This window comes from Prolixibacter sp. DSM 2831, from assembly GCF_056493735.1.
Genome location: NZ_CM151379.1, coordinates 4,870,972 through 4,891,838, shown reverse-complemented (window position 1 = coordinate 4,891,838; position 20,867 = coordinate 4,870,972). Strand labels below are relative to the sequence as shown.

At 45.6% G+C, this 20,867-nt stretch carries 16 protein-coding genes; 11 read left to right on the top strand and 5 right to left on the bottom strand.

All coding sequences use genetic code 11. The features are described 5' to 3' along the window. Positions 1-11: 11 nt before the first annotated feature. A complete protein-coding gene (locus tag AC060N_RS20225; protein ID WP_479525295.1) occupies positions 12-2,594 on the bottom strand; it encodes a TonB-dependent receptor in 2,583 nt (860 codons plus the stop codon). Between the two features lie 970 nt (positions 2,595-3,564). Between AC060N_RS20225 and AC060N_RS20220 the strand changes: the two genes are divergently transcribed. The 3 genes from AC060N_RS20220 to nadA all read left to right on the top strand — a co-directional run bounded on the left by AC060N_RS20220 (position 3,565) and on the right by nadA (position 8,468). Next, positions 3,565-6,258 carry a TonB-dependent receptor gene (locus AC060N_RS20220; protein ID WP_479525294.1) on the top strand — a complete coding sequence of 898 codons (2,694 nt, stop codon included), beginning with the start codon at positions 3,565-3,567 and terminating at the stop codon, positions 6,256-6,258. Positions 6,259-6,428: 170 nt separating this feature from the next. Then, positions 6,429-7,340 carry a patatin-like phospholipase family protein gene (locus AC060N_RS20215; RefSeq protein WP_479525293.1) on the top strand — a complete coding sequence of 304 codons (912 nt, stop codon included), beginning with the start codon at positions 6,429-6,431 and terminating at the stop codon, positions 7,338-7,340. Between the two features lie 138 nt (positions 7,341-7,478). Beyond that, positions 7,479-8,468: a quinolinate synthase NadA gene (nadA, locus tag AC060N_RS20210; RefSeq protein ID WP_479525292.1), complete on the top strand. Its 990-nt coding sequence runs from the start codon at positions 7,479-7,481 to the stop codon at positions 8,466-8,468. 129 nt (positions 8,469-8,597) lie between these two features. On the opposite strand, the gene AC060N_RS20205 is transcribed toward nadA, so the two are convergent. Next, positions 8,598-9,611: a branched-chain amino acid aminotransferase gene (locus tag AC060N_RS20205; protein WP_106540881.1), complete on the bottom strand. Its 1,014-nt coding sequence runs from the start codon at positions 9,609-9,611 to the stop codon at positions 8,598-8,600. 301 nt (positions 9,612-9,912) lie between these two features. On the opposite strand from AC060N_RS20205, the gene AC060N_RS20200 reads away from it, so the two are divergent. Further along, entirely contained in the window at positions 9,913-10,872 is a 960-nt protein-coding gene (locus tag AC060N_RS20200) for a DUF3667 domain-containing protein (protein ID WP_479525291.1), read from the top strand. Here the strand turns inward: AC060N_RS20200 and AC060N_RS20195 are convergent, their stop codons facing one another. From AC060N_RS20195 to AC060N_RS20185, 3 genes are all read right to left on the bottom strand, one after another. Beyond that, on the bottom strand, positions 10,873-11,670 hold the full coding sequence (locus AC060N_RS20195; RefSeq protein ID WP_479525290.1) for a DUF2797 domain-containing protein: 798 nt from the start codon (positions 11,668-11,670) through the stop codon (positions 10,873-10,875). A gap of 77 nt (positions 11,671-11,747) precedes the next feature. After that, entirely contained in the window at positions 11,748-12,947 is a 1,200-nt protein-coding gene (locus AC060N_RS20190; protein ID WP_479525289.1) for an acyloxyacyl hydrolase, read from the bottom strand. Positions 12,948-13,080: 133 nt separating this feature from the next. After that, the gene (locus AC060N_RS20185) at positions 13,081-14,898 is read right to left on the bottom strand and encodes a PAS domain-containing hybrid sensor histidine kinase/response regulator (RefSeq protein WP_479525288.1); all 1,818 of its coding nucleotides are present in this window, start codon (positions 14,896-14,898) and stop codon (positions 13,081-13,083) included. Positions 14,899-15,263: 365 nt separating this feature from the next. On the opposite strand from AC060N_RS20185, the gene AC060N_RS20180 reads away from it, so the two are divergent. From AC060N_RS20180 to mnhG, 7 genes are read left to right on the top strand one after another with little or no spacing between them, the layout of a single operon-like run. Next, positions 15,264-17,582: a putative monovalent cation/H+ antiporter subunit A gene (locus tag AC060N_RS20180; RefSeq protein ID WP_479525287.1), complete on the top strand. Its 2,319-nt coding sequence runs from the start codon at positions 15,264-15,266 to the stop codon at positions 17,580-17,582. Beyond that, positions 17,579-18,004 carry an MnhB domain-containing protein gene (locus AC060N_RS20175; protein ID WP_479525286.1) on the top strand — a complete coding sequence of 142 codons (426 nt, stop codon included), beginning with the start codon at positions 17,579-17,581 and terminating at the stop codon, positions 18,002-18,004. Before AC060N_RS20180 ends, AC060N_RS20175 begins: the two co-directional genes overlap by 4 nt. Continuing rightward, entirely contained in the window at positions 18,004-18,345 is a 342-nt protein-coding gene (locus AC060N_RS20170; RefSeq protein ID WP_479525285.1) for a Na+/H+ antiporter subunit C, read from the top strand. Before AC060N_RS20175 ends, AC060N_RS20170 begins: the two co-directional genes overlap by 1 nt. Positions 18,346-18,348: 3 nt before the next feature. Next, the gene (locus AC060N_RS20165; RefSeq protein ID WP_479525284.1) at positions 18,349-19,845 is read left to right on the top strand and encodes a Na+/H+ antiporter subunit D; all 1,497 of its coding nucleotides are present in this window, start codon (positions 18,349-18,351) and stop codon (positions 19,843-19,845) included. Positions 19,846-19,857: 12 nt separating this feature from the next. Further along, entirely contained in the window at positions 19,858-20,196 is a 339-nt protein-coding gene (locus tag AC060N_RS20160) for a Na+/H+ antiporter subunit E (protein ID WP_479525283.1), read from the top strand. Continuing rightward, a complete protein-coding gene (locus tag AC060N_RS20155; protein ID WP_479525282.1) occupies positions 20,193-20,480 on the top strand; it encodes a monovalent cation/H+ antiporter complex subunit F in 288 nt (95 codons plus the stop codon). The genes AC060N_RS20160 and AC060N_RS20155 overlap by 4 nt, the downstream gene beginning before the upstream one ends. Beyond that, positions 20,470-20,829, top strand: coding sequence for a monovalent cation/H(+) antiporter subunit G (gene mnhG / locus AC060N_RS20150; RefSeq protein ID WP_479525281.1), 360 nt, complete (start codon positions 20,470-20,472; stop codon positions 20,827-20,829). The genes AC060N_RS20155 and mnhG overlap by 11 nt, the downstream gene beginning before the upstream one ends. The last annotated feature ends 38 nt before the right edge of the window (positions 20,830-20,867 follow it).

Below are 20,867 nucleotides of genomic sequence, written 5' to 3'. Positions count from 1 at the left end.
CTATTCTTAGATTAAAACCTGACTTTTAAACCAGTTGACCAGGTCCGGCCAAATCCGTACCATACCAGTGCTGATGCAGCATCGTGATTGGTTCCGTCTGTGGCATCGGTGATGTAAACATTGTCGAACAAGTTGTTCACATTTCCGTAGAGTGATGCATCGAAATTTCCGATTTTGAAACCATAGTTGATATTCAAATCGAAGAGGGCAGCATCGGGCATTTTCCATGCGTCTGAGCGGTCAGCTGCATCGGTACGGTTCGACGGGTCGAAGTCGGCGTAGTTACGTCCGTAGTAGTTCCAGTCGAGACCAATTTTCAGATCGGGCAATACTTCCATTTCTGCGCCAAAGGCTGCAGTCGTCTGAGCTGAGTTACCCACGTGGATACCGCTCAAATAAGCATTGTATGTTCCCTGGTATACATTGTTGTCGTCGTATACATCAAACGACACGTCGTTTTGCCATTTCCAGTCACCAACGGAAACCATACCGCGAAGGCTCAGTTTCGGAATCGGTTTGTAGTTACCTTCCAATTCAACTCCCTGGTGAAGCGCGTTCAAACCACTGATGTTTGAGCTAACTTGTCCGAGTGATACACGCAAACCTTTGTCCATCCAGTTGGTGCGATACACACCCAGTTTCACGTTCAGTTTGCTGCTGGTATATCCATAGCCTACTTCTGTAGAAAGAACACGTTCGTATTTCGCGTCTTTATTGATGTCGTTTGTGTAGTTAGGATAAACGATGTTGTAATAAGGAGTTCGCGTGAAGTAACCTCCGTTTACATATACATTGTGATGCTTGTTGATGTTGTAGTTGGCACCACCTTTTACACTCCAGGGCATGAAGTTCACCCATCCTGACATCTGGTCACCGGGAGTATACTGAAAGTAGTCTTTCCGGTTGTATGACTGAGATGAGATAGAAGCCGACAGGAATGCTGAGAAGTTGTCTACAACGTATTCAGCTTGCGAGAAAACACCAATCCAACGAACAATACCGTCGTTGTGATAGGAGTAGTAATCACCTTTTTTCAGCGGGCTGTTTGCCGGCCGGTTGATGTTTACGTTGTCAATAAAGAATGCACCACCCAGTAAATCATCCACCTGTTTGGCGTGTTTCCCAATGTAGTAACGACCATCCAAACCTGCAGTGATGTTGATGTTATTCACCTTGGTATTCAAAGTCGACAACATTCCGTACCATTGGTGCGAGTTCACACTCATACCGATGATGGCTTCGGAACCATTGAGCGATGCCTTGTTGATATCCATTACGGCGTTGTAATCGTAGTAACCTTCCGGAGTCAGTTTGGTTGTACCGTAGGGGCGGTCGTTGCGATAGTCCCAGTTCAACATCTGGCTGCCGGTACCGTCCACACGACGTCCACCTCCGTTGGTAACAGAAGCATAAACTGCGGTTGAGAGGAAAGTCTCTTCGTTAATTTTGTAGTACCAGTTCAACGAAGCCTGTGGTTTATGGTATACGTTGTATCCGTAGGCACCACCATATACTTTACCATTGCGGTATCCGAAATCGCTGTTGTATTTGTATCCGTCTTGTACCGGATAGGGAATTTCGGGATTTTCGCCGCGGTAAGTGATAATTTTGTGCTGGTTACCGCGTTGATTGTGCCATTGAGGAGCTCCAAAGATGGTAAATGAAAGACGGTTGGCGTCGTTGATTTGTTTTGAAACGTTGAGGAAATAGGAATATCCGTCGTAATTGGTTCCGCGGATATAGCCATCACCATAGCTGTGTGCTCCGGAGATGGTTACAGCCCACCCATTTTCCAACAAACCGGTCGATGCCGTAAACATGTATTTGTGCATACCATCGTTTCCAATTCCGGCGTACAGCGAACCACCTTTTTCGGCATCGGTACTACGGGTAATGATGTTGATGGTACCACCAACCGAAGACAGAGCCAGTTTGGAAGCACCCAAACCACGCTGAACCTGCATCGTTTGTGTTACATCGGAAAGACCGGCCCAGTTTGACCAGTAAACCCGACCATTTTCCATATCGTTCACCGGAACGCCGTTAATCAGCACCCCAATGTTATTGGAATCAAATCCACGAAGATTGATACGTGAGTCACCATAACCTCCACCTTGCTTGGTTGCATAAACCGACGGTGTAGATTTCAAAATTTCGGGAAATTCCTGGTTACCCAGTTTTTCCTGAATCAATTGAGGCTGAATGGTGGAAAGAGCAACCGGAGTCTGGCGGTCGCGGGCGAAAGAGCTGACAACCAGAACCTCGTCGATACCTACCGTATTCGACTTCAGTTTTACGTTGCCCAGGTCGAGTACCTGACCATCTTTTACTGTTATTTCTTTTTCGGAAGGAATGTATCCGATGTAGGAAAATAACAGCGTCTGTTTGCCTGCAGGAACCTGCAGAGAAAAACTTCCATCAAAAAGAGAGGCTGTACCAATGGAGGTGCCTTTTACAACGGCTGCAGCACCTACCAGGTTTTCACCTGTTGATGAATCGACTAAAACTCCTTTCACTGTTCCTTGTCCAAAGGCTGTAACGGAGAATAGCGATAGAAAAGCTAAAAGGAAAACCCTAATAAATCTTGCTTTCATACTTTCTAGGTTAGATTACAAATTAACTTGTTGAATAATAAATATTTGAATAAATAAAAAAGAAATACAGGTATGTAGGGTAGGTAAAAAAGCATGTTCGGATAAAGAAAAAGGGAAATGTCCGCAAAAGGCTAAACCATACGGAATAGACGGTTTGACTACGGTTGTAGCAGGTTTGTTGGTCTTAGTTGGTTTCATAGGAAGGCCTAATATATTGAACTTTCCTCAATTAGTTTGGCAATTATGTTGCACAATATCTTATTGGCAAAATGAACATAACAAAGATGAGATTGATCTGTCATTTCAGGGTGTTGTAAATGTTAAAAAATGTTTATGTTATCAAGTATTTGGCTGTCTGTCAGTATGCTAATTTAATCCAATTCTCAATAATGGCATTAATGACTTGGCGATAGGCCTCTTGTTGAAAGTGAATTGATCGTTAAGATTCTCAAAATGGTTTTGGTGATTTGTTTATCAAGATTAAATTCGCCGATGATAAAAGTTATAAATCCAAGTAATCGGATTTGCTGAATCTTATTTTTTCTGGCAACGTATCAAATGAAAATTTCCAGATTTCCTGATATGAGATTTTTACTTTTCTATCCCGGAAGGAGACTTCATCCTTACCCCGTATTAAACACCTTTATTCCACAATCACTTTTTAAACCCCTGCAGTATGATGAGTTTTCACAATAGTGGTGAAAAAATTTTGGGAGCACTCTGTTTGTTCTTTTCTGCAATGAGCTGATTATGTGATAAATGGATGTAGGTTAATTTGATGATGTAACATGTTTGTAATTTTTGATTATTGTTCACTTAACAAATCGTTAATGGCAGCTTTCAGTTCGCCACTGGGCAAGACCATAATTTTACAGCGCGTTCAGGAACAGGTATTCGAACATCGAATTGGTATCTATATTACTAGCAACAAATACATAGTTTAACTGGAATTTTACTAATCAATATTTTTATGAAAAAGTCAGTCTTTGCTGTCCTTCTCGGAATGATAATGGGACTTTACTCATTTACCGCTTTTGGACAGGGAACAATTACCGGACAGGTAGTTGATGCAGAAACAGGCGAGAGCCTGATTGGTGCCGCCGTTACGGTTAATGGCACGACCATTGGAACTGCGACAGATTTCAATGGAAGCTTTAAGTTACAGGTCCCTGCCGGAGAGCAAACCGTTAAGTTTTCTTATATCGGCTATGAGCAAAAAGAGCAATCCGTTACGGTGAAAAACGGTGCGACTGTCGATATGAAGAAAGTGCAGTTGAAGAATGATGCTGTTGGTCTTTCTGAAGTAAACGTAATGGCCAACGTGGCAGTTTCGCGTAAAACTCCTGTTGCTGCTACTACTATTAACGCCAAAACCATCCAGTTGCAGCTCGGTTCTCAGGAATTTCCTGCCATCATGAAAATGACTCCGAGTGTATATACCAGTAATTTAGGTGGTGGTTATGGTGATTCCCGCATCAACGTTCGTGGTTTCGACCAGAAAAACGTTGCTGTATTGATCAACGGTATTCCGGTGAACGATATGGAAAACGGATGGGTTTACTGGTCAAACTGGGCCGGTCTGTCTGATGCTACCCGCATGATGCAGGTTCAGCGTGGTTTGGGAGCTTCCAAATTGGCTATCAGCTCTGTTGGAGGTACCCTGAACATTATCACCAAAACAACCGATGCGAAAAAAGGTGGTTTCGCACAGTACGGAATGACTGATTATGGTCGTAAGAAGTACATGCTGGGACTTTCTACCGGTTTGATGGATAATGGCTGGGCTGTTTCTTTCATTGGTAGCCGTACCGAAGGAACCGGATACATTCAGTCTACCTGGGTAGATGCATGGTCATACTTCCTTTCTATTTCGAAACAGTTGAACGACAAAAACCTGCTTCAGTTTACCGCTATCGGTGCTCCGCAGAAACACGGACAGCGTCCGAATGATGAGTATTCTGCCATGACAGAAACGGTTCACGATGCGATGGGAACCAAATTCAACATGCGTTACGGTTACCTCGATGGTAAGAAAATGAACGAAAAAGTAAACTATTACCACAAACCTCAGTTCGCATTGAACTGGTACTGGGATATCAGCGAAGACGCTAAATTGCAGACTTCTCTGTATGCCTCTGTTGGTCGTGGTGGTGGTTCCGGTTTGCTGGGACGTTACTATGGTTCTTTCCAGTACATGGGCGAAACCGTTCCCGGATTCTACTACAAGTACGACGTTCCTAAATTAGGTTTCGGAACCGATGGTTACGACATTTCTAACCCGATGGCCCACGAAGATTTCAATATTTCACGTGCAGCCAACATCAACGCAGCAGGCCAGGGAGAAGGTGCTGTTCAGATTCTCCGTAACTCGGTTAACCAGCACAACTGGGAAGGTATTCTTTCTTCTCTGAATGCACACCTGGGTGAAAACCTGAACCTGGTTGCCGGTATCGATGGTCGTATCTACAAAGGTATCCACTACCGTGAAGTACGTGACCTGTTGGGTGCTAACTACTGGGACGATTCTTACGCCGGATACAAGTCGGGTAACGCAATGGCCAAAGTTGGTGACAAAATTGATTACTACGATGATGGTCTGGTGAACTACTTCGGTGGTTTCGGTCAGTTGGAATATTCAAACGACATTTGGTCAGCTTTCGTTGCTGCAACACTCTCGAATACCTGGTACAAGCGTATCGACTATTTCACTTACGACAGCAACACCTATAACGCCAATGGTTACAACGGAGCGCCGAACTACAAAGGCGTAAAAAGTCCGACTGAAAACCAGATGGGTTACAACGTAAAAGGTGGTGTTAACTGGAACGTTAGCCCGCGTTCGAACTTCTTCGTGAATGCAGGTTACTATGCTCGTGCACCTTACTTCGACTATGTATTTATCAACTACTCAAACGATGTGAATCCGGATTATACTACCGAGAAAATTTCATCGATTGAAGCAGGTTACGGATACAAATCGAAAAAATTCGATGCACGCATCAACGCATACTACACGCAGTGGAACGACCGGTGGACCAATGGTTCTTATCGCTATACTATGTCTGACGGAACTTCTGCCAACCAGACTGTATATTTCAAAGGGTTGAACGAGTTGCACAAAGGTGTTGAGGCAGAGTTGAAATACAACCCGACTCACTGGTTGCGTTTGGCTGCCAACGGTTCGGTTAACGACTGGCACTATACAAAAGACGTGAACGTTGACATTTTCGACGACAGTCACGCAAAAGTAGGTTCTGCTACATTGTATACAAAGGATCTGAAAGTTGCTGATGCACCGCAGACTCAGTTTGGTTTGGCTGCAAAAGCAAATCTGACCAAACAGATTGACTTAGGTCTGAACTGGTTGTACAACGCTGATTTCTACGCTAAATTCTCTCCTGAGAAACGTACCGATCCGAACGACCGTCAGCAGTCATGGAAAATCCCGAACTACAACACATTGGATGCCCGTATCGGATATGCATTCAAACTTGGAGGTCTGGATTCTTATTTCAATGCCAACTGCTACAACGTATTCAATACGTCGTACATTGCCGATGCATGGGACCGCGGTTCAGGTGTTGGAAACCACACTCGCGACAACATGGTTGGTTTCTGGGGATTTGGACGTAACTTCAACTTCTCACTTCGTGTGAACTTCTAAGAAGTACCGAAATACCAACATAATACACAAAAGGGTTGTCTTTTCAGGCAGCCCTTTTTATTTGTCTCTGTTTTTTCAATGCTGGTAATCATTACATTTACTTGGCAGGAAGATGAGTTGTTTGAACCAGTGGGAAAATTGATTGTATTAGTGGTATATAAATGTATCAAATGAAACAAAAAGTCGCTTTGGTATTGGGCAGCGGTGGCGCCCGGGGCTTAGCCCATATTGGAGTTATCGAGGAGCTGGAAGCCCGTGGTTATGAAATCAGCTCGGTTGCCGGCACATCGATGGGAGCCATGGTTGGCGGATTTTATGCTGCCGGAGTGCTGGAACCGTTTGCCAAACGAATGTGTAAGCTCACCATGCGCGACCTTTGGCATTACATGGATTTGACCATCAGCAGTCGGGGATTTGTGAAGGGCGACCGGATATTCAAGACCATCCACGAAGAATTTACCCATGATGTGAATATTGAGGATTTAGATATTCCGTTTACAGCGGTTGCGACCGATTTGGTTAGTCATCAACTTGAAGTATTTGATAAAGGTTCGCTGTTTACGGCCGTTCGTGCTTCCATATCGGTACCCGATGTTTTTACGCCGGTAGAAGTGGGAAAAAAAAGACTGGTCGACGGAGCGGTGATATCGCCGATTCCTATTCCGTACGTGAAGCGGCAGAAAGACGACATCCTGGTGGTTGTTAACCTTTCGGGAGACGACAAGAGTTATGAGGAGCAATCGAAGAAAATGCTTCGAAAATCGGGTAATGAAATAAAAAAGAAGGAAGAGGAAAAGCAGACGCTTCACCAGAAGCTTGCCCAGTTTTTCACTTTCCAGATGCCCGGCATCAAGTTCGATTACCTGGAAACCATGGGGAAAACCATCGAGTTAATGCAGCGCGAAATTGCGGCGTTGACGATACGGAATCATCAACCCGACATTGTGATTGACATCCCGTTTCAGCTGGCCACGCCCTGGGAATTCGAGCGCTCGGCAGAAATCCGGGCAACCGGAAGGGAAATTGCCGTATCAGCACTGGATGCCTGGGAAGAAAAACGCCTGATTAAATCGGCTGGCTAGTAATCTTTTTTCTGCCGTTCCGGCATGGTCCGGCGGCGCTGTTACATTCGCATTTCGTTTGCAGATAAATTCTTACCTTTGCCTCCGTTATTTTGCCTCGTGGCATCCGAACATAACCGTTTAAAGATTGAGAGAGGAATGGAAGAAGTAGCAATCCGGCAAATGCTGGAGGATAAAGGGTTCATCGACGAACCTGTTTCCCCGCAGGTCAACCTGGTTGAAGAGATTCAGCGATTGAAGCGGGAAAAGAATGCGGTCATTCTGGGACATTTCTATATCACTCCTGAGTTACAGGATATTTCCGATTTTTTGGGCGATTCATTGGCATTAGCCAGAAAAGCACAGGAGACTGACGCTGATGTTATTGTTTTCCTGGGCGTTCATTTCATGGCCGAAACGGCCAAAATCCTGAATCCTGATAAGAAAGTAATCATCCCGGACCTGAAAGCCGGTTGTTCGCTGGCCGAATCGGCGCCGAAAGAGGCTTTCGCCAAATTCAAGGCCGAACATCCCGACCATAAAGTGATTTCGTACATTAACTGTACAGCCGACATTAAAACACTCTCCGATGTGATTGTTACTTCGTCGAATGCGAAGAAGATTGTCGATTCGTTCCCGGAAGATGCGAAACTGATTTTTGCCCCGGACAAAAACCTGGGTAATTACCTCAACTCGCAAACCGGACGTGACATGGTATTGTGGGACGGAGCCTGCATGGTCCATGAAAAGTATTCGCTGGAGCGGATTCTGGAGTTGATGGATGAAAATCCGGACGCAGAGTTTATCGCCCATCCCGAATGTGAAAAACCGGTGTTGATGGTGGCCAAATACGTAGGTTCAACAACGGCACTACTCAATTACGTTCAGCAGCACGAGTCTAAAAAGTTTATTGTCGCCACCGAAAGCGGAATTCTGCACCAAATGCAAAAAGCATGTCCCGACAAAGTATTCATTCCGGCTCCCTCCATCGACTCGACGTGTGGTTGCAACGATTGTACTTACATGAAGCTGAATACGGTCCAGAAACTGTACCTGGCGCTGAAGCACGAGCGTCCGGAAATCAACCTGGATGCTGACACCATCGAAAAAGCAAAAGCCCCGATTTTAAAAATGCTGGAGCTTTCCTGAAAAAGATATTTTCAAAATAACTGAAAGAATCCCCGTCCTTTGTTGGTCGGGGATTTTTTGTACAAAAAAAACCGTTTTCCCGGTAGGGAAAACGGTTAAAAGCCAGTTGGAATCTGACTCTTATATTTTTTATTCAATTACTTCAGTCCATCCGTAAGGATCCGGTTCGGTTCCGTACTGAATGGCGCGAAGTTTATCGTACAGTTTCTGGCTGACTGTGCCCGGTTCTTTTCCGTACGTATATTCCTTATCGATATCGGCGTCGTAAACCCGTTTGATGGGCGAAATAACAGCTGCCGTACCGCAAGCTCCCACTTCCTCGAACTCGGCCAGTTCTTCTACCGGAATTTTCCGTTCTTCTACGGTCATTCCCATATCAGCAGCCAGCTGACGAAGACTCATGTTGGTAATGGAAGGAAGGATGGAAGTCGACTTCGGCGTTACGTAAGTATTGTTTTTAATACCGAAGAAGTTGGCTGGTCCGCACTCGTCGAGGTATTTTTTCTCTTTGGCATCGAGATAAAGTACGGCGGAGTATCCTTCTTTATGCGCGCGGGTTCCGGCCTGCAGACTGGCAGCGTAGTTTCCACCCACTTTATAAATACCGGTTCCGTGAGGTGCAGCCCGGTCATATTCACGATAGATAACCAAATCAGTCGGTTTAAAGCCTTCTTTAAAGTAAGGGCCTACCGGCATCACAAATACCATGAAAAGGTATTCTTCCGCAGGTTTTACGCCAATTTGCGGTCCCGTACCAATCAGTAACGGACGAATATAAAGTGATGCTCCTGATTCGAACGGAGGCACGTATTCTTCGTTCATCTTAACCGCTTTCCGGATAGCGTCCATGAAAAGGTCTTCCGGAACCGGAGCCATCATGATTCCGTTGGCGGAATTGCGCAGACGCTTGGCATTTTCATCCATGCGGAAAACGCGTACTTTGTTGTCTTTTCCACGAAAAGCTTTCAGTCCTTCAAATGCTTCCTGGCCGTAATGCAGTGCGGTGGCTGCCATGTGCATGGTTACCTGTTCCGAATCGGATACCTCCAGTTCGCCCCATTTTCCATTGCGATACCAGCACCGGATATTGTAATCGGCTTTCCGGTAGCCGAATCCTAAATTTTTCCAGTCGATAGTTTCCATATGATGCGTAATTATATTATTCAATATATCAATTCCCATCTTGGGAATGATGTATAAACTAAGGTAAAATTACAGGAAAATAAAATGATTTTCTTCCCAATTCCCGAGTCATAGGTCTTAATTTCAGACCAGATGCGAAGATAGCTAATTTTAAATGGATAGTCGCCTGAATTCAATTAATCATCGTAACGGCTTTTTGAATTCGAGATTCATATTCGGAGGGAATTATTGGTGATAATTTTATAAGAATAATTCATAATATTATATTTACCAATAACACCAACCAAACGGTTTATCGCTCATGACAAAATCGGATTTAATGTTGAATAACATGCCAGTTGAGCCTGAAAATCAGGAGACCTGTAAGAATTGCGGAACAACTTTTCAGGGGCATTATTGCCCGGAATGCGGACAGTCGGTGCGCGATTTTCAGAAACCTTTTGGGATGGTCGCCGTCGATTTTCTGGGGAATGTAGCCGCATTCGATACCCGTTTATGGCATACCGTCAAACCACTTTTTCTTCAACCCGGAAAATTGACGAAAGAATTTCTGGCCGGGAAGCGGGTGCGTTATGTTCCGCCATTCCGGTTGTTGTTCTTCTTCAGTTTTGTATTCTTTTTGTTGCTGAGCTTTCATTACCGGGGAGTTCTTCGAACACATCTCAAAGATGCAGACCAAATCGAAAAACAGCTCAGTAGCCGGGGACTACCGGTCGATTCGTTTCAGAATAAAGCCGCGGAGAAGATGAAGACGCATGGCGATATCCTGAAGGAAGTTTCGAAACAGATGGAGGTCGCGAAAGATACCGTTAGGACCTCGTCAGAGGAGAGAGTCTTTCAGAAGGTTTCGATGTTGCTGAAATATCCCGAAGTTTTTATCTCCAAGTTGTTGCAGACGACTTCCTGGCTGGTGTTTTTGTTGATACCGGTGTTTGCTCTTTTCCTGAGTCTGTTTTTCCGGAAAACGCATCCGTACTACATCAATCATTTAATCTTCACGGTGCATTTCCATGCCTTTCTCTACCTGGCGGGGATTGTTGCGTTACTCGGAATTTGGGTGGCCGGCCCTAAATTAGATGGATACATTACGTTGTTGCTGTTTGCCGGTGCGGGAGTTTATTTCTTTTTGGCCATTCGGAAATTCTATCAGCGGAGTTGGTGGGTCACCATCAAACGGTTTGTCTGGGTTTCCTTTTTCTATTTCATGTCGTTAATGGTCATGCTCTCGGCGGCGGTCTATATTTCGTTCAGGTTTCTGTAATCAGGCTTTGAGTTCCACGAAGTAGCCGTTGTGAGCACGTACGTTGAAAACCCGGTCGTCATCGAAAATCAGGTATTGTCCTTTGATGCCACTGAGCACACCTTCCACCTGGTGTATTTTATCGAGCGAAATGCTTTTAATTTTATCAGGAAATTTTTCTACCGGATAGGTAAGCGACATGATTTCATGCTCGTCGCTGAGGTATTTTCTGAGCTCTTCCGGGAGTAGCGTTGCAACGCGTTCCTTCTCGTCAGCCAAATCGATCGATTCATCCACTTCGTTGCGCAACATGGCGCGCCAGTTGGTTTTGTCGTTCAGGTAATTTTTCAGATACGATTCAATCACGCCGGCGATGTGCCGGTTGGGGGTACGTGCCAGTTTGATAGCGTAACTGGCTCCCTGGTCAATCCAGCGGGTAGGCACCTGGTGATGACGGGTCACACCCACTTTGAGCGCATCTGTCACGGCCAGGTAAACGTAATGGTCAATCAGGTCGTGCTTTTGTGCCCATTCCAAATCGCGTGCAATTCCCAGGTGGGAACGCGATAATTCCGGCCGCATCACGCTGGGATCGGCCTCGGGAGCGGTTTGGAAACATTGGTAGCAAAAACCCTGTCCGAAGGAACGCTTGGTCTTTTTCCCGCAATGGATACAATTGATTTGCCCCGAAAAACTGATGGTCAGTTGATTTCCAATCAAGTCGTTCATGGCAATAACTTCTTCGCCAAGGGGTAAAAAGTAACGGACTGGACTTTCCGCTTCCGTTCTCATCTTAATCAGGTTTCCTTCGTGTTGCATGGTAAAAATTTGCTACAATTTTGTGATGTTAAAGGTAACGGAAAAATCTTCGAAGAGTTTAACGAACTTTGGATGAACTACCGACTTTTTCGGGTCCATTTTATTCGGTGACCAATCGTCCACGCTATGTAATCGGCGTTAGAAAACTGAGTAGCCCGCAGGCCTATAGCCGCAAATGTATTTTTATGGAAGAAAAACTTCAGGCCAACTACCTGGTAGAGTTTGTGCCCGTCCTCGTTGTCGTTTTTCCGGATAACGTAATATCCCAGTTGAGTCCAGACGGCAAATCGGTTCAAATAGAATTCGGCTGAGCCGAAAAATCCCAGGCTGATTCCATCCCAGAAATTCCCATGTACTTTGTACGGATTATTCTGCTCGTCGAAAGCCAGGGTGGTATTAAAAGTTTCGTCGTACACTACGTCGGTACCAAAGCCCGCTTTTACAATGTGGCTAACTGGTCTTTGGAAATTCAGGCTCAGGTTGCAGGCATTGAATAATTTGTCATTCCATGGAGAAACTCCCGGCATCTTCGATATATCGAGTTGCAGTTGCTTGATACCATAGCCCACGGAGATATTGGTTTCCCAGATTTTCGAGATGGGGGCAGGAGGCTGCCACCTGAACTCCGGTCGTTCGTTGAACTGGTAGTTCAGCTGCACAAACGGAGCGACCAGGTTGATGCCTTTGTTGGGCTTTTTCAGCGAACCGTTGGAGAAGTGGTTGAACTGACCGCCAGCAACCAATTCAAAATGTTTGGAAAGGGGAACGGATACGTTGGTACCAAACTCAATGTACACGGTTTCCTTTGAACCAATCACGGTGTTGAATGGATTGGTAACAGGGTCGTACGGTTTCCAGTTGTAAGTAAGGCCCAACCCAACCGTGTAGTTTAATGCCACTTTATTGAATCGTTTAAACGGCCCCCTGAAAAATCCATAGAGAGCAACGGGCTTACCCAGTTCACCACTTTCGCCTGGGTAAGTTGCTGTATAAAATCCAATCCCGTATGCCGGATAACCGTAATATTGTTCCCATTCGCGGTCGCCATAGGATTGCCAGCCCAGGATGATGGTTCCCGAATAATTGTGGTCAATTGGGGCAGAGTTCTCATTATAGCCCCTAAAGAAGTTGGATGTCTGCATGACAAATCCCGGGGCATATTTCAACCCAATGAACAGGTGCTTTTGAACCTTCGCCCGTAGTGTATCGCCAAGTAGCCCTTTTCCATAGAGTTGAACGGATATCAACAAGAAAAGGAGCACGATGAATTTCTTCATTGTGAATGATTTGGGATAAACATTCTAAATTTCTTGTCGGTAATGTCAAGCAGGATAAGAAGACTAAAAATAGGAAATAAACTTGGGAAATTAAGCTGATTGGTGTAGCGGAAAAGACAGTTTTTAGAAAAAACTAAATATGTTTTTTTACCAACGCTACGAGTTCTTTCGGGAGATAGGGTTTGAGAAGGAAATCATCGAAAATGGACTGTTGTTTTGATGAATTTTGATGATTGAGTTGCTGCGCACTTTGACCAATGACTAGAATTCCCGGGCATTTCTCTTTAATCAGACGGGCCGTTTCTGCTCCATCTATTCCCGGTAGGTTTAGATCCATAAGAACGAGCCGGATGGAGGAGTCCTCGGCGCAGATTTTAATGGCTGATTCGCCGTCTTTAACAAAGATGACCTCCGCACTCACTTCTTTCAACGCCTCTTTAATCAGAAGGGTGGAGGCGTGCTCGTCTTCTACAATCAGAATGGCTGGGTTTTCGGTTTTAACCGAAGAGACGTTATTCTTTTTCGGTGCAACCTTTACCTTATCGGGCTGATTGGTTTTTGCCGGAATACGAATATGAAATACAGAACCTTTTCCGTGTTCAGATTCGAGATTTAGTGAGCCTCCCAGAAGTTCGGTTAAGCCAAGCGAAATGGTTAATCCCAAGCCTGTTCCTCCATATTTCCGGGTCGTCGAATCGTCTACCTGGCGGAATCGCTCGAAAATGGCTTTTTGGTCTTCAGGAGCAATGCCTATTCCTGTGTCAGCGATAGAGAAACAAACTTCGCCATTTTCAACGGTGGAGCTGATGCTGATTTCACCCTCCTGCGTAAATTTTATTGCATTTCCGGTAATGTTGATAAGGATTTGCTTCAGTTTGGCTTCGTCTGTATAAATATGCGCTTTGTCTTTCGGAAGAAGATTCTTGATGGTCAGTTCTATGCCTTTGTCATCGGCCTGAAGCGCGAACAGGTCGTAAATGTCGGATATCACCTTGTTTAAATCGGTTTCCTGGCGGATAATTTTTAGTTGTCCGGTTTCCAATCGGGATATATCTAAAACGTTGTTGACAATCACCAGCAGCATTTCCGCATTTTCGGCAATAATACGGCTGTACCATTTCCGTCGTTCATCCGGAAGTTCGTCGTTTCCCAGTAGCTCAGCAAAGCCGATGATGCTGTTCATGGGCGTTCGTATCTCGTGGGAGATGTTGGCGAGGAATACTGACTTCAGGCGCTCGCTTTGCTCGGCATGCTGCTTTGCATTTAGAATGTCTTTCTCGACCTTTTTCTCATCGATAATATCTTTAACGATCACCCAGATTTCCTCGCTATCACCTGTTGGAGCCGGCATTTTGTAGGCCATTAGCGACACGGGGACTTTTTGCCCTGCAGCATTCAGCAGCTCGATGTCGATGATATCGGTATAGCCTCTTTCGTCGATGGCCGATAGAAGCTGGTGACACCCCATCGGGCAGAGTTCACGGTAGTGTTTACCAATTAGCTGTTCAGAGCTAAACTGGAGCATATTAAGAAAAGCTGGGTTGGTCCCTTTTATATTCCCGGCTGCGTCGAGCCAGGCGAAACCCTCGCGAATATTTTTATACAACCCGAGAAAACGCTTTTGACTCGAACGTTTTTCATTTTGAAATTGGCGGATCGTTTCGAGGCTCTCGGAAAGTTCGTCATTTCGTAAACGTAACAAATCTTCAACAGCATTCCGCTTTCGGATTTCCTGCCGGATAAGAAAAAAGATGAGTAGGGCAGTGGAGATAACAAAAAACCAACCTTTGTAATTTTGCAGACGGGTGAGATCTTCGGCAGTTTGCCCGAACATGAGTATCGCTTCGTCGGAGAGCGTAATCCAAAGAATACCAACGATTAGGTAGATAATGGTGATGCGCACCTCAGTTTTTCCCCTCACCTTGCGCTTTTCATTGGTTGGTTGCTGCATACATTCACTAAACTGGTTAAGACGTCTTTAACCCAACATTTAATTCCGGTTACCCAATCCGTTGATTCGCGTTTCCCCAATAGACTGCAAACCTGGAGTATTCGGGTAATATTGTTTGTTTAAAAGTTTATCGTCTTGACGCATTGAAATTTAGATGATCTGACAAAGACTAAAGTTTAACAGTCAGATGTGGCTAAATGTTTATCAGCCAACGGTAACAATGCTGAGGCGAAGTAAGGAAAACTTTTCTATTATAAATGATTTTGCTGTTAAAAAGATAAACAAAACTAAATTTTAGTTGTATTCTTAGAAACAACAATACAGCGATATCGAACGCTAATATTATCTGATTAAACCTGTTACTCATGTCGTTGATCTGGATTGTCGGTTTGGTTTTTTTCCTGGCATTTCTTGCCCCTTTTATCGACAAAAGGCTGGGGAAGATCTCAGGCTACCTGTATGCCTTGCTACCGGCTGCCCTGTTTGTATTATTAATCAGATTGCTTCCAGCTATCATCGATCGCCATTTCATTGTCCGGTCAATCGATTGGTTTCCATTGCTGCACGTCCGTTTATCCTTTTATCTCGATGGGCTCAGTTTGCTTTTCGGTTTACTGATAACCGGAATGGGAGCATTGGTATTGATCTATTCGGGGTACTATATGCAACATTATCCCATGCGGGGAAGATTCTATTTCTACATTCTTCTTTTCATGGGAGCGATGCTGGGGCTGGTACTGGCCAATAACCTGATAACACTGTTTGTTTTCTGGGAAATCACCAGTTTTTCTTCGTTTCTACTCATCGGTTTTAACCATGAGCGACCGGAAGCCCGGGCAGCGGCTCTGCAGGCACTGCTGATTACTGGCTTTGGTGGTTTAGCCATGTTGGCAGGATTTGTTCTGCTGGGCAATGTTGGCGGAAGTTACGAGTTGACGGACTTGTTGCAAAACGGTGCGGTGGTGAAGAGCAGTAAAATGTATGTGCCGCTGGTGCTTTTGATAATGGTAGGAGCTTTTACCAAATCTGCGCAGTTCCCGTTTCACTTTTGGCTTCCGGGTGCTATGGAAGCTCCGACGCCTGTGAGCGCTTACCTGCATTCGGCCACCATGGTGAAAGCCGGAATTTATCTGTTGGCCAGGCTTCAGCCGATTCTTGGCGGCACCGACTTGTGGCAATTTTCGCTTGGCCTTGCCGGAGCAATGACCATGTTGGTCGGAGCCTATTTCGCGTTTACGCAAACCGATTTGAAAAAGATATTGGCGTACACCACTATCAGTGCGCTTGGAATGTTGGTGTTGTTGGTCGGAATGGGAACAGAGCTCGCCATTACAGCAATGGTGATTTTTCTGATTGTCCACTCTTTGTATAAGGGGGCATTGTTCATGATAGCCGGCGCTATCGATAAAACCGTCGGTACGCGTGACATTCGTCACCTCGGAGGCATGTGGCCGGTGATGCCGATAGCGGCTGTCGCCACCTTTCTGACACTATTCTCAATGGCGGGACTTCCTCCTTTCCTCGGATTTATCGGGAAAGAAGTGATTTACGACGCCAAGGTGCAAGCCCCTCAGATTGCGGTGTACCTGGCCATTCTGGCGGTTACAGCGAACATATTTATGGTGGCGGTAGCTTTCCTCTTCGGTCATGGTGTATTCTTCGGAAAGCGAAAAGACCCGCCTAAAATTCCAAAGGAACCCGCTATTCCACTGCTGATTGGGCCGGCGGTTCTTTCGGTGACCAGTTTGTTTATGGGGATTTATCCGGCTATCATCACACAGCCGTTGGTGATGCCGGCAATTGATGCGGTGAATGCTAGTCCGGTTGACCTTCATATGAAATTGTGGCATGGCCTGAACCTGGTCTTCCTGCTAAGTGTAATCACCATTACGTTGGGACTGACGCTGTTTTTCTTCCGGAAACGGGCGACCAAAGCCTTACGGAAGTTTAACCAACGCTATTTCAAAATCGAGTTCACCGATCTGTTCCGCAGCTTGGTGGAAAACTTTCTTTCATTTACAAAACGGCACACCGAAGTGGTTCAGCACGGCTATCACCGCTTCTACCTGATGCTTATTTTCATTGTCTCGTCGTTGCTGGTATGGTACCAGCTTTATCATACGCGTGGTTGGGGCTTTCAGGCCAGCTGGGATGAAATTCCGTTTTACCTGCTCGGAATCAGTTTGCTGATTGTCACGGCAGCAATCGGCGCGGTATTTACACGGTCGCGGCTGGTGGCTATCGTGCTGCTCGGCGTTATCGGTTATGCCATGGCTTTTATCTTTATACTTTACGGAGCCGTGGATGTGGCCATTACCCTTATTTTGGTGGAAACCCTTATTCTGGTGCTTTTTGTAATGGTGATCTACCATCTTCCGGGCTACATGCCCAAATATTCCCGTCCGTCCAGCCGGATTCGCGACGGCGTGATTGCCATTGTTTTCGGTAGCTTCATGACTGCACTGGTATTGAAAGCCGAGTTCATCAAACTCAGTCCGCCCATCAGCGATTACTTCCTGAAAGAAGCTTTCACGAAAGGCCATGGCCGGAACATCGTGAATGTGATTCTGGTTGATTTTCGAGGCCTGGATACCATGGGCGAAACCGTTGTACTCGTGATTGCTGCCATTGGCGTGATTTCGTTGTTGAAGTTGAAACCGAAAAAGAAGGAGGAGGAAGAATGAGCAATCCGTATTCAAATATCTTCCGCATTGCAGCTACGAAATTACGGCCGTTGTTGCTCATTCTTTCGCTGGTGGTGCTGTATCGCGGGCATCAGCAACCGGGTGGTGGATTCATTGGCGGATTAATGGCTGCTGCAGCCTATATTCTTTATGCGCTGGCTTTCACTTCTGCGGAAGCAAGAAAGAAACTGCCGCTTTCCACTTCGGCTTTACTAGCATCCGGATTGGCGGTTATTCTCGTTTCAGCTTTGCTGAGTGTTTTTTCCGGCGAGCCGTTTATGACCGGCATGTGGACGACCGTGCATCTGCCATTCGGGCAGGAGCTTCATCTGGGAACACCCGTGTTGTTCGATTTGGGCGTATACCTGGCGGTAACCGGCGTATTGTTAACCATCATGTTTGATATAATCGATATAGAATAATGGAAGTCATACTGGCAATTATTATTGGTGTTTTGTATGCGGCAGGCGTTTACCTCCTGTTGCGGCGAAGCATTGTGAAGTTAATTCTCGGGCTGATTTTCTTTAGTCATGCCACCAATCTGTTGGTTTTCCTGGCGGGAAGTTTGTCGAAAGTGAGTCCCCCGTTTGTACAGGAAGGTCAGAAAGCGGCCCAGTCTACGGTAGCTGATCCGCTACCGCAGGCATTGGTTTTAACCTCCTTGGTGATTGGCTTCGGAATTACGGCATTTGCACTGGTATTGATTTATCGTTTTTACCAATCGTCAGGTACGGTTGATTTTGACCAACTAAAAGAAGATTAGCGGATGGAAAACCTGCTCATGTTACCTTTGGTTCTTCCTGTTTTGGCGGCCATTGTTAGTTTGTTTGCCAAAAACAGCCTGAACTTCCGAAAGGCTTCGGGAGTGTTTTTCACGCTGGCACAGCTGGTCGTGGCTGTCATCATTCTGGTTAAAGTCTACCGCGATGGCATTTTGGTTTTGCATGTAGGTAGTTGGCCTGCTCCGTTTGGCATTACGCTGGTTGCCGATATGTTCAGCGCTATCATGCTGTTCTTTGCCGGGCTCATCGGCTTTACCGTGTCGGTTTATGCACTGGGATTGATGGACGAGCGGCGCCTGAAGTTTCATTTCTATTTGTTGTTCAATATCCTCCTGCTGGGAGTCAACGGGGCATTTATCACTGGCGACGTATTCAATCTCTATGTCTGGTTCGAAGTGATGCTTATTGCGTCGTTCGTTTTGATTACGCTGGGCGGAGAACGCAAACAGCTGGAAGGAGCGGTAAAATATGTGACCATCAATATGGTTTCCTCGATGCTTTTTCTGGCGGCAGCCGGATTGCTTTACGGAAAAATGGGAACGCTGAACATGGCGGATTTGGCGATGAAATTGCAGAACGACCCTTCGTCGAACCTGGTAGCCAGCTCGGCTATGTTGTTCTTCATCGCCTTCGGCATCAAAGCCGCGGTTTTCCCTTTCTTTTTCTGGTTGCCTGCATCGTATCACACGCCGCCGGTAGCGGTGACCGCACTTTTTGCCGGACTTTTGACCAAAGTTGGCGTGTATGCCATGATCCGGTTCTTCACTCTGTTTTTTATTCCGCTTGGCGGAATTTGGAAAGAGCTGTTTTTAATAACAGGTGGTCTCACCATGCTGATTGGGGTGTTCACTGCTGCATCGCAGTATGATATCCGGCGGATTTTGTCATTCCACATCATTTCCCAAATCGGTTACATGATTATGGGACTCGGCTTTTTCACACCGCTCGGGATTGCCGGAGCGATTTACTATATGGGGCACAACATTGTTGCTAAAACCAACACATTTATGGTGGGAGGAATGGTGAGCAAGTTGAAAGGAACTTTCGAGCTAAAAAACATTGGCGGTCTCTACAAAACAAAGCCGTATCTGGCATTGCTGTTTATCATTCCGGCATTTGCGCTGGCTGGTGTTCCGCCGCTCTCCGGCTTCTTTGGAAAATTTATTCTGGTAAAAGCCGGTTTCGATTCGCATCATTTCTTCGTGACAGGTATCTCGTTGTTTGTGGGGCTTATTACCCTGTTTTCAATGATAAAAATCTGGAATGAAGGATTCTGGAAAAAACAGCCGGAGGAAGCTGAGGAAGTCGTGAATTACGCGGAAAAGAAGGTGGGCTTTGCCTTAGTTTTTCCATCGGTTGTGCTGGCGCTGTTTTCTATCGGAATGGGAGTGGCCGTTGGCTTCTTCTTCGATTTTTGCATGACGGCAGCGCAACAGTTGCTCGAGCCATCGGCTTACATCAATGCTGTTTTAGGAAAATAATACCGGAAAGCTATGAGGTATATCTTGGTGAAAATAGTTCAGATCATCGCGTTTGCAGGGTTCTATCTCTGGGAGCTGATGAAAGCCAACCTGGTTTTGGCGTATGATATTTTAACGCCGACGCACCATATGAGACCGGGCATTGTGGAGATTCCGCTCGATATCAAAAGCGATTACGAGATCATGACATTGGTGAATCTAATCACCATGACTCCCGGGAGTTTAAGCCTTGATGTATCGAAGGATAAAAAAAGGTTGTATGTGCATGTTTTATACCTCGAAGATGCCGATGCCTACCGCGAAGAAGTCAAATCGGGCCTGGAAAGAAGAGTAAAGGAGGTGTGGTCATGATACTGCTTTCGACCGTCATTACCGATGCGGCCAATATTGCTATGGGCATGTTGCTGCTCGCATTCTTTTTGGCTTTCTGGCGATTGGTGAAAGGTCCCAGTTTGCCCGATCGGGTTGTGGTGCTGGACTTAATTGCTTCTCTTGTGATTGGCATCACACTGGCCATTACCTTTTTAAGCGGAGAAAAAGTGTACCTGAACGTAGCCGTGATGATTGCACTCATCACATTTATGGGAACCGTGGCTTTTGCCATCTATCTAAAGAAACGTTATCATGATAAGTGAATGGATTTCGGCCATATTGTTGGTTTTAGGTGCCTTCTTCATGTTGTTGGCAGCCATCGGAGTGTTGCGTTTTCCCGACTTATATATCCGGATGCACTCTGCGACTAAGGCGTCGTCGTTTGGCGCGTTACTAATGTTAGTGGCGGTTTCCATCCATTTTCCCGTTGCTTACGTGATCATCGAAGCAGTGCTGGTCATCATTTTCATTTTCCTAACAGCTCCGGTCGCATCACACATGATCGGACGGATTGCCCACCTGTTAAAAGTGCCGAAATGGGAAAAAACTATAGTCGACGAGTTGGAAAATCGAATTGATTATGATGAAGAGAACGGTAAAATTGATATTTAATCTTATGCTTTAATATATGATGTATAATCATCAGGTTA

Bases quoted from the DNA above. Each gene is read 5' to 3' on its own strand.
- AC060N_RS20225 (WP_479525295.1), bottom strand. From the start codon at position 2,594: ATGAAAGCAAGATTTATTAGGGTTTTCCTTTTAGCTTTTCTATCGCTA.
- AC060N_RS20220 (WP_479525294.1), top strand. From the start codon at position 3,565: ATGAAAAAGTCAGTCTTTGCTGTCCTTCTCGGAATGATAATGGGACTT.
- AC060N_RS20215 (WP_479525293.1), top strand. From the start codon at position 6,429: ATGAAACAAAAAGTCGCTTTGGTATTGGGCAGCGGTGGCGCCCGGGGC.
- nadA (WP_479525292.1), top strand. From the start codon at position 7,479: ATGGAAGAAGTAGCAATCCGGCAAATGCTGGAGGATAAAGGGTTCATC.
- AC060N_RS20205 (WP_106540881.1), bottom strand. From the start codon at position 9,611: ATGGAAACTATCGACTGGAAAAATTTAGGATTCGGCTACCGGAAAGCC.
- AC060N_RS20200 (WP_479525291.1), top strand. From the start codon at position 9,913: ATGACAAAATCGGATTTAATGTTGAATAACATGCCAGTTGAGCCTGAA.
- AC060N_RS20195 (WP_479525290.1), bottom strand. From the start codon at position 11,670: ATGCAACACGAAGGAAACCTGATTAAGATGAGAACGGAAGCGGAAAGT.
- AC060N_RS20190 (WP_479525289.1), bottom strand. From the start codon at position 12,947: ATGAAGAAATTCATCGTGCTCCTTTTCTTGTTGATATCCGTTCAACTC.
- AC060N_RS20185 (WP_479525288.1), bottom strand. From the start codon at position 14,898: ATGCAGCAACCAACCAATGAAAAGCGCAAGGTGAGGGGAAAAACTGAG.
- AC060N_RS20180 (WP_479525287.1), top strand. From the start codon at position 15,264: ATGTCGTTGATCTGGATTGTCGGTTTGGTTTTTTTCCTGGCATTTCTT.
- AC060N_RS20175 (WP_479525286.1), top strand. From the start codon at position 17,579: ATGAGCAATCCGTATTCAAATATCTTCCGCATTGCAGCTACGAAATTA.
- AC060N_RS20170 (WP_479525285.1), top strand. From the start codon at position 18,004: ATGGAAGTCATACTGGCAATTATTATTGGTGTTTTGTATGCGGCAGGC.
- AC060N_RS20165 (WP_479525284.1), top strand. From the start codon at position 18,349: ATGGAAAACCTGCTCATGTTACCTTTGGTTCTTCCTGTTTTGGCGGCC.
- AC060N_RS20160 (WP_479525283.1), top strand. From the start codon at position 19,858: ATGAGGTATATCTTGGTGAAAATAGTTCAGATCATCGCGTTTGCAGGG.
- AC060N_RS20155 (WP_479525282.1), top strand. From the start codon at position 20,193: ATGATACTGCTTTCGACCGTCATTACCGATGCGGCCAATATTGCTATG.
- mnhG (WP_479525281.1), top strand. From the start codon at position 20,470: ATGATAAGTGAATGGATTTCGGCCATATTGTTGGTTTTAGGTGCCTTC.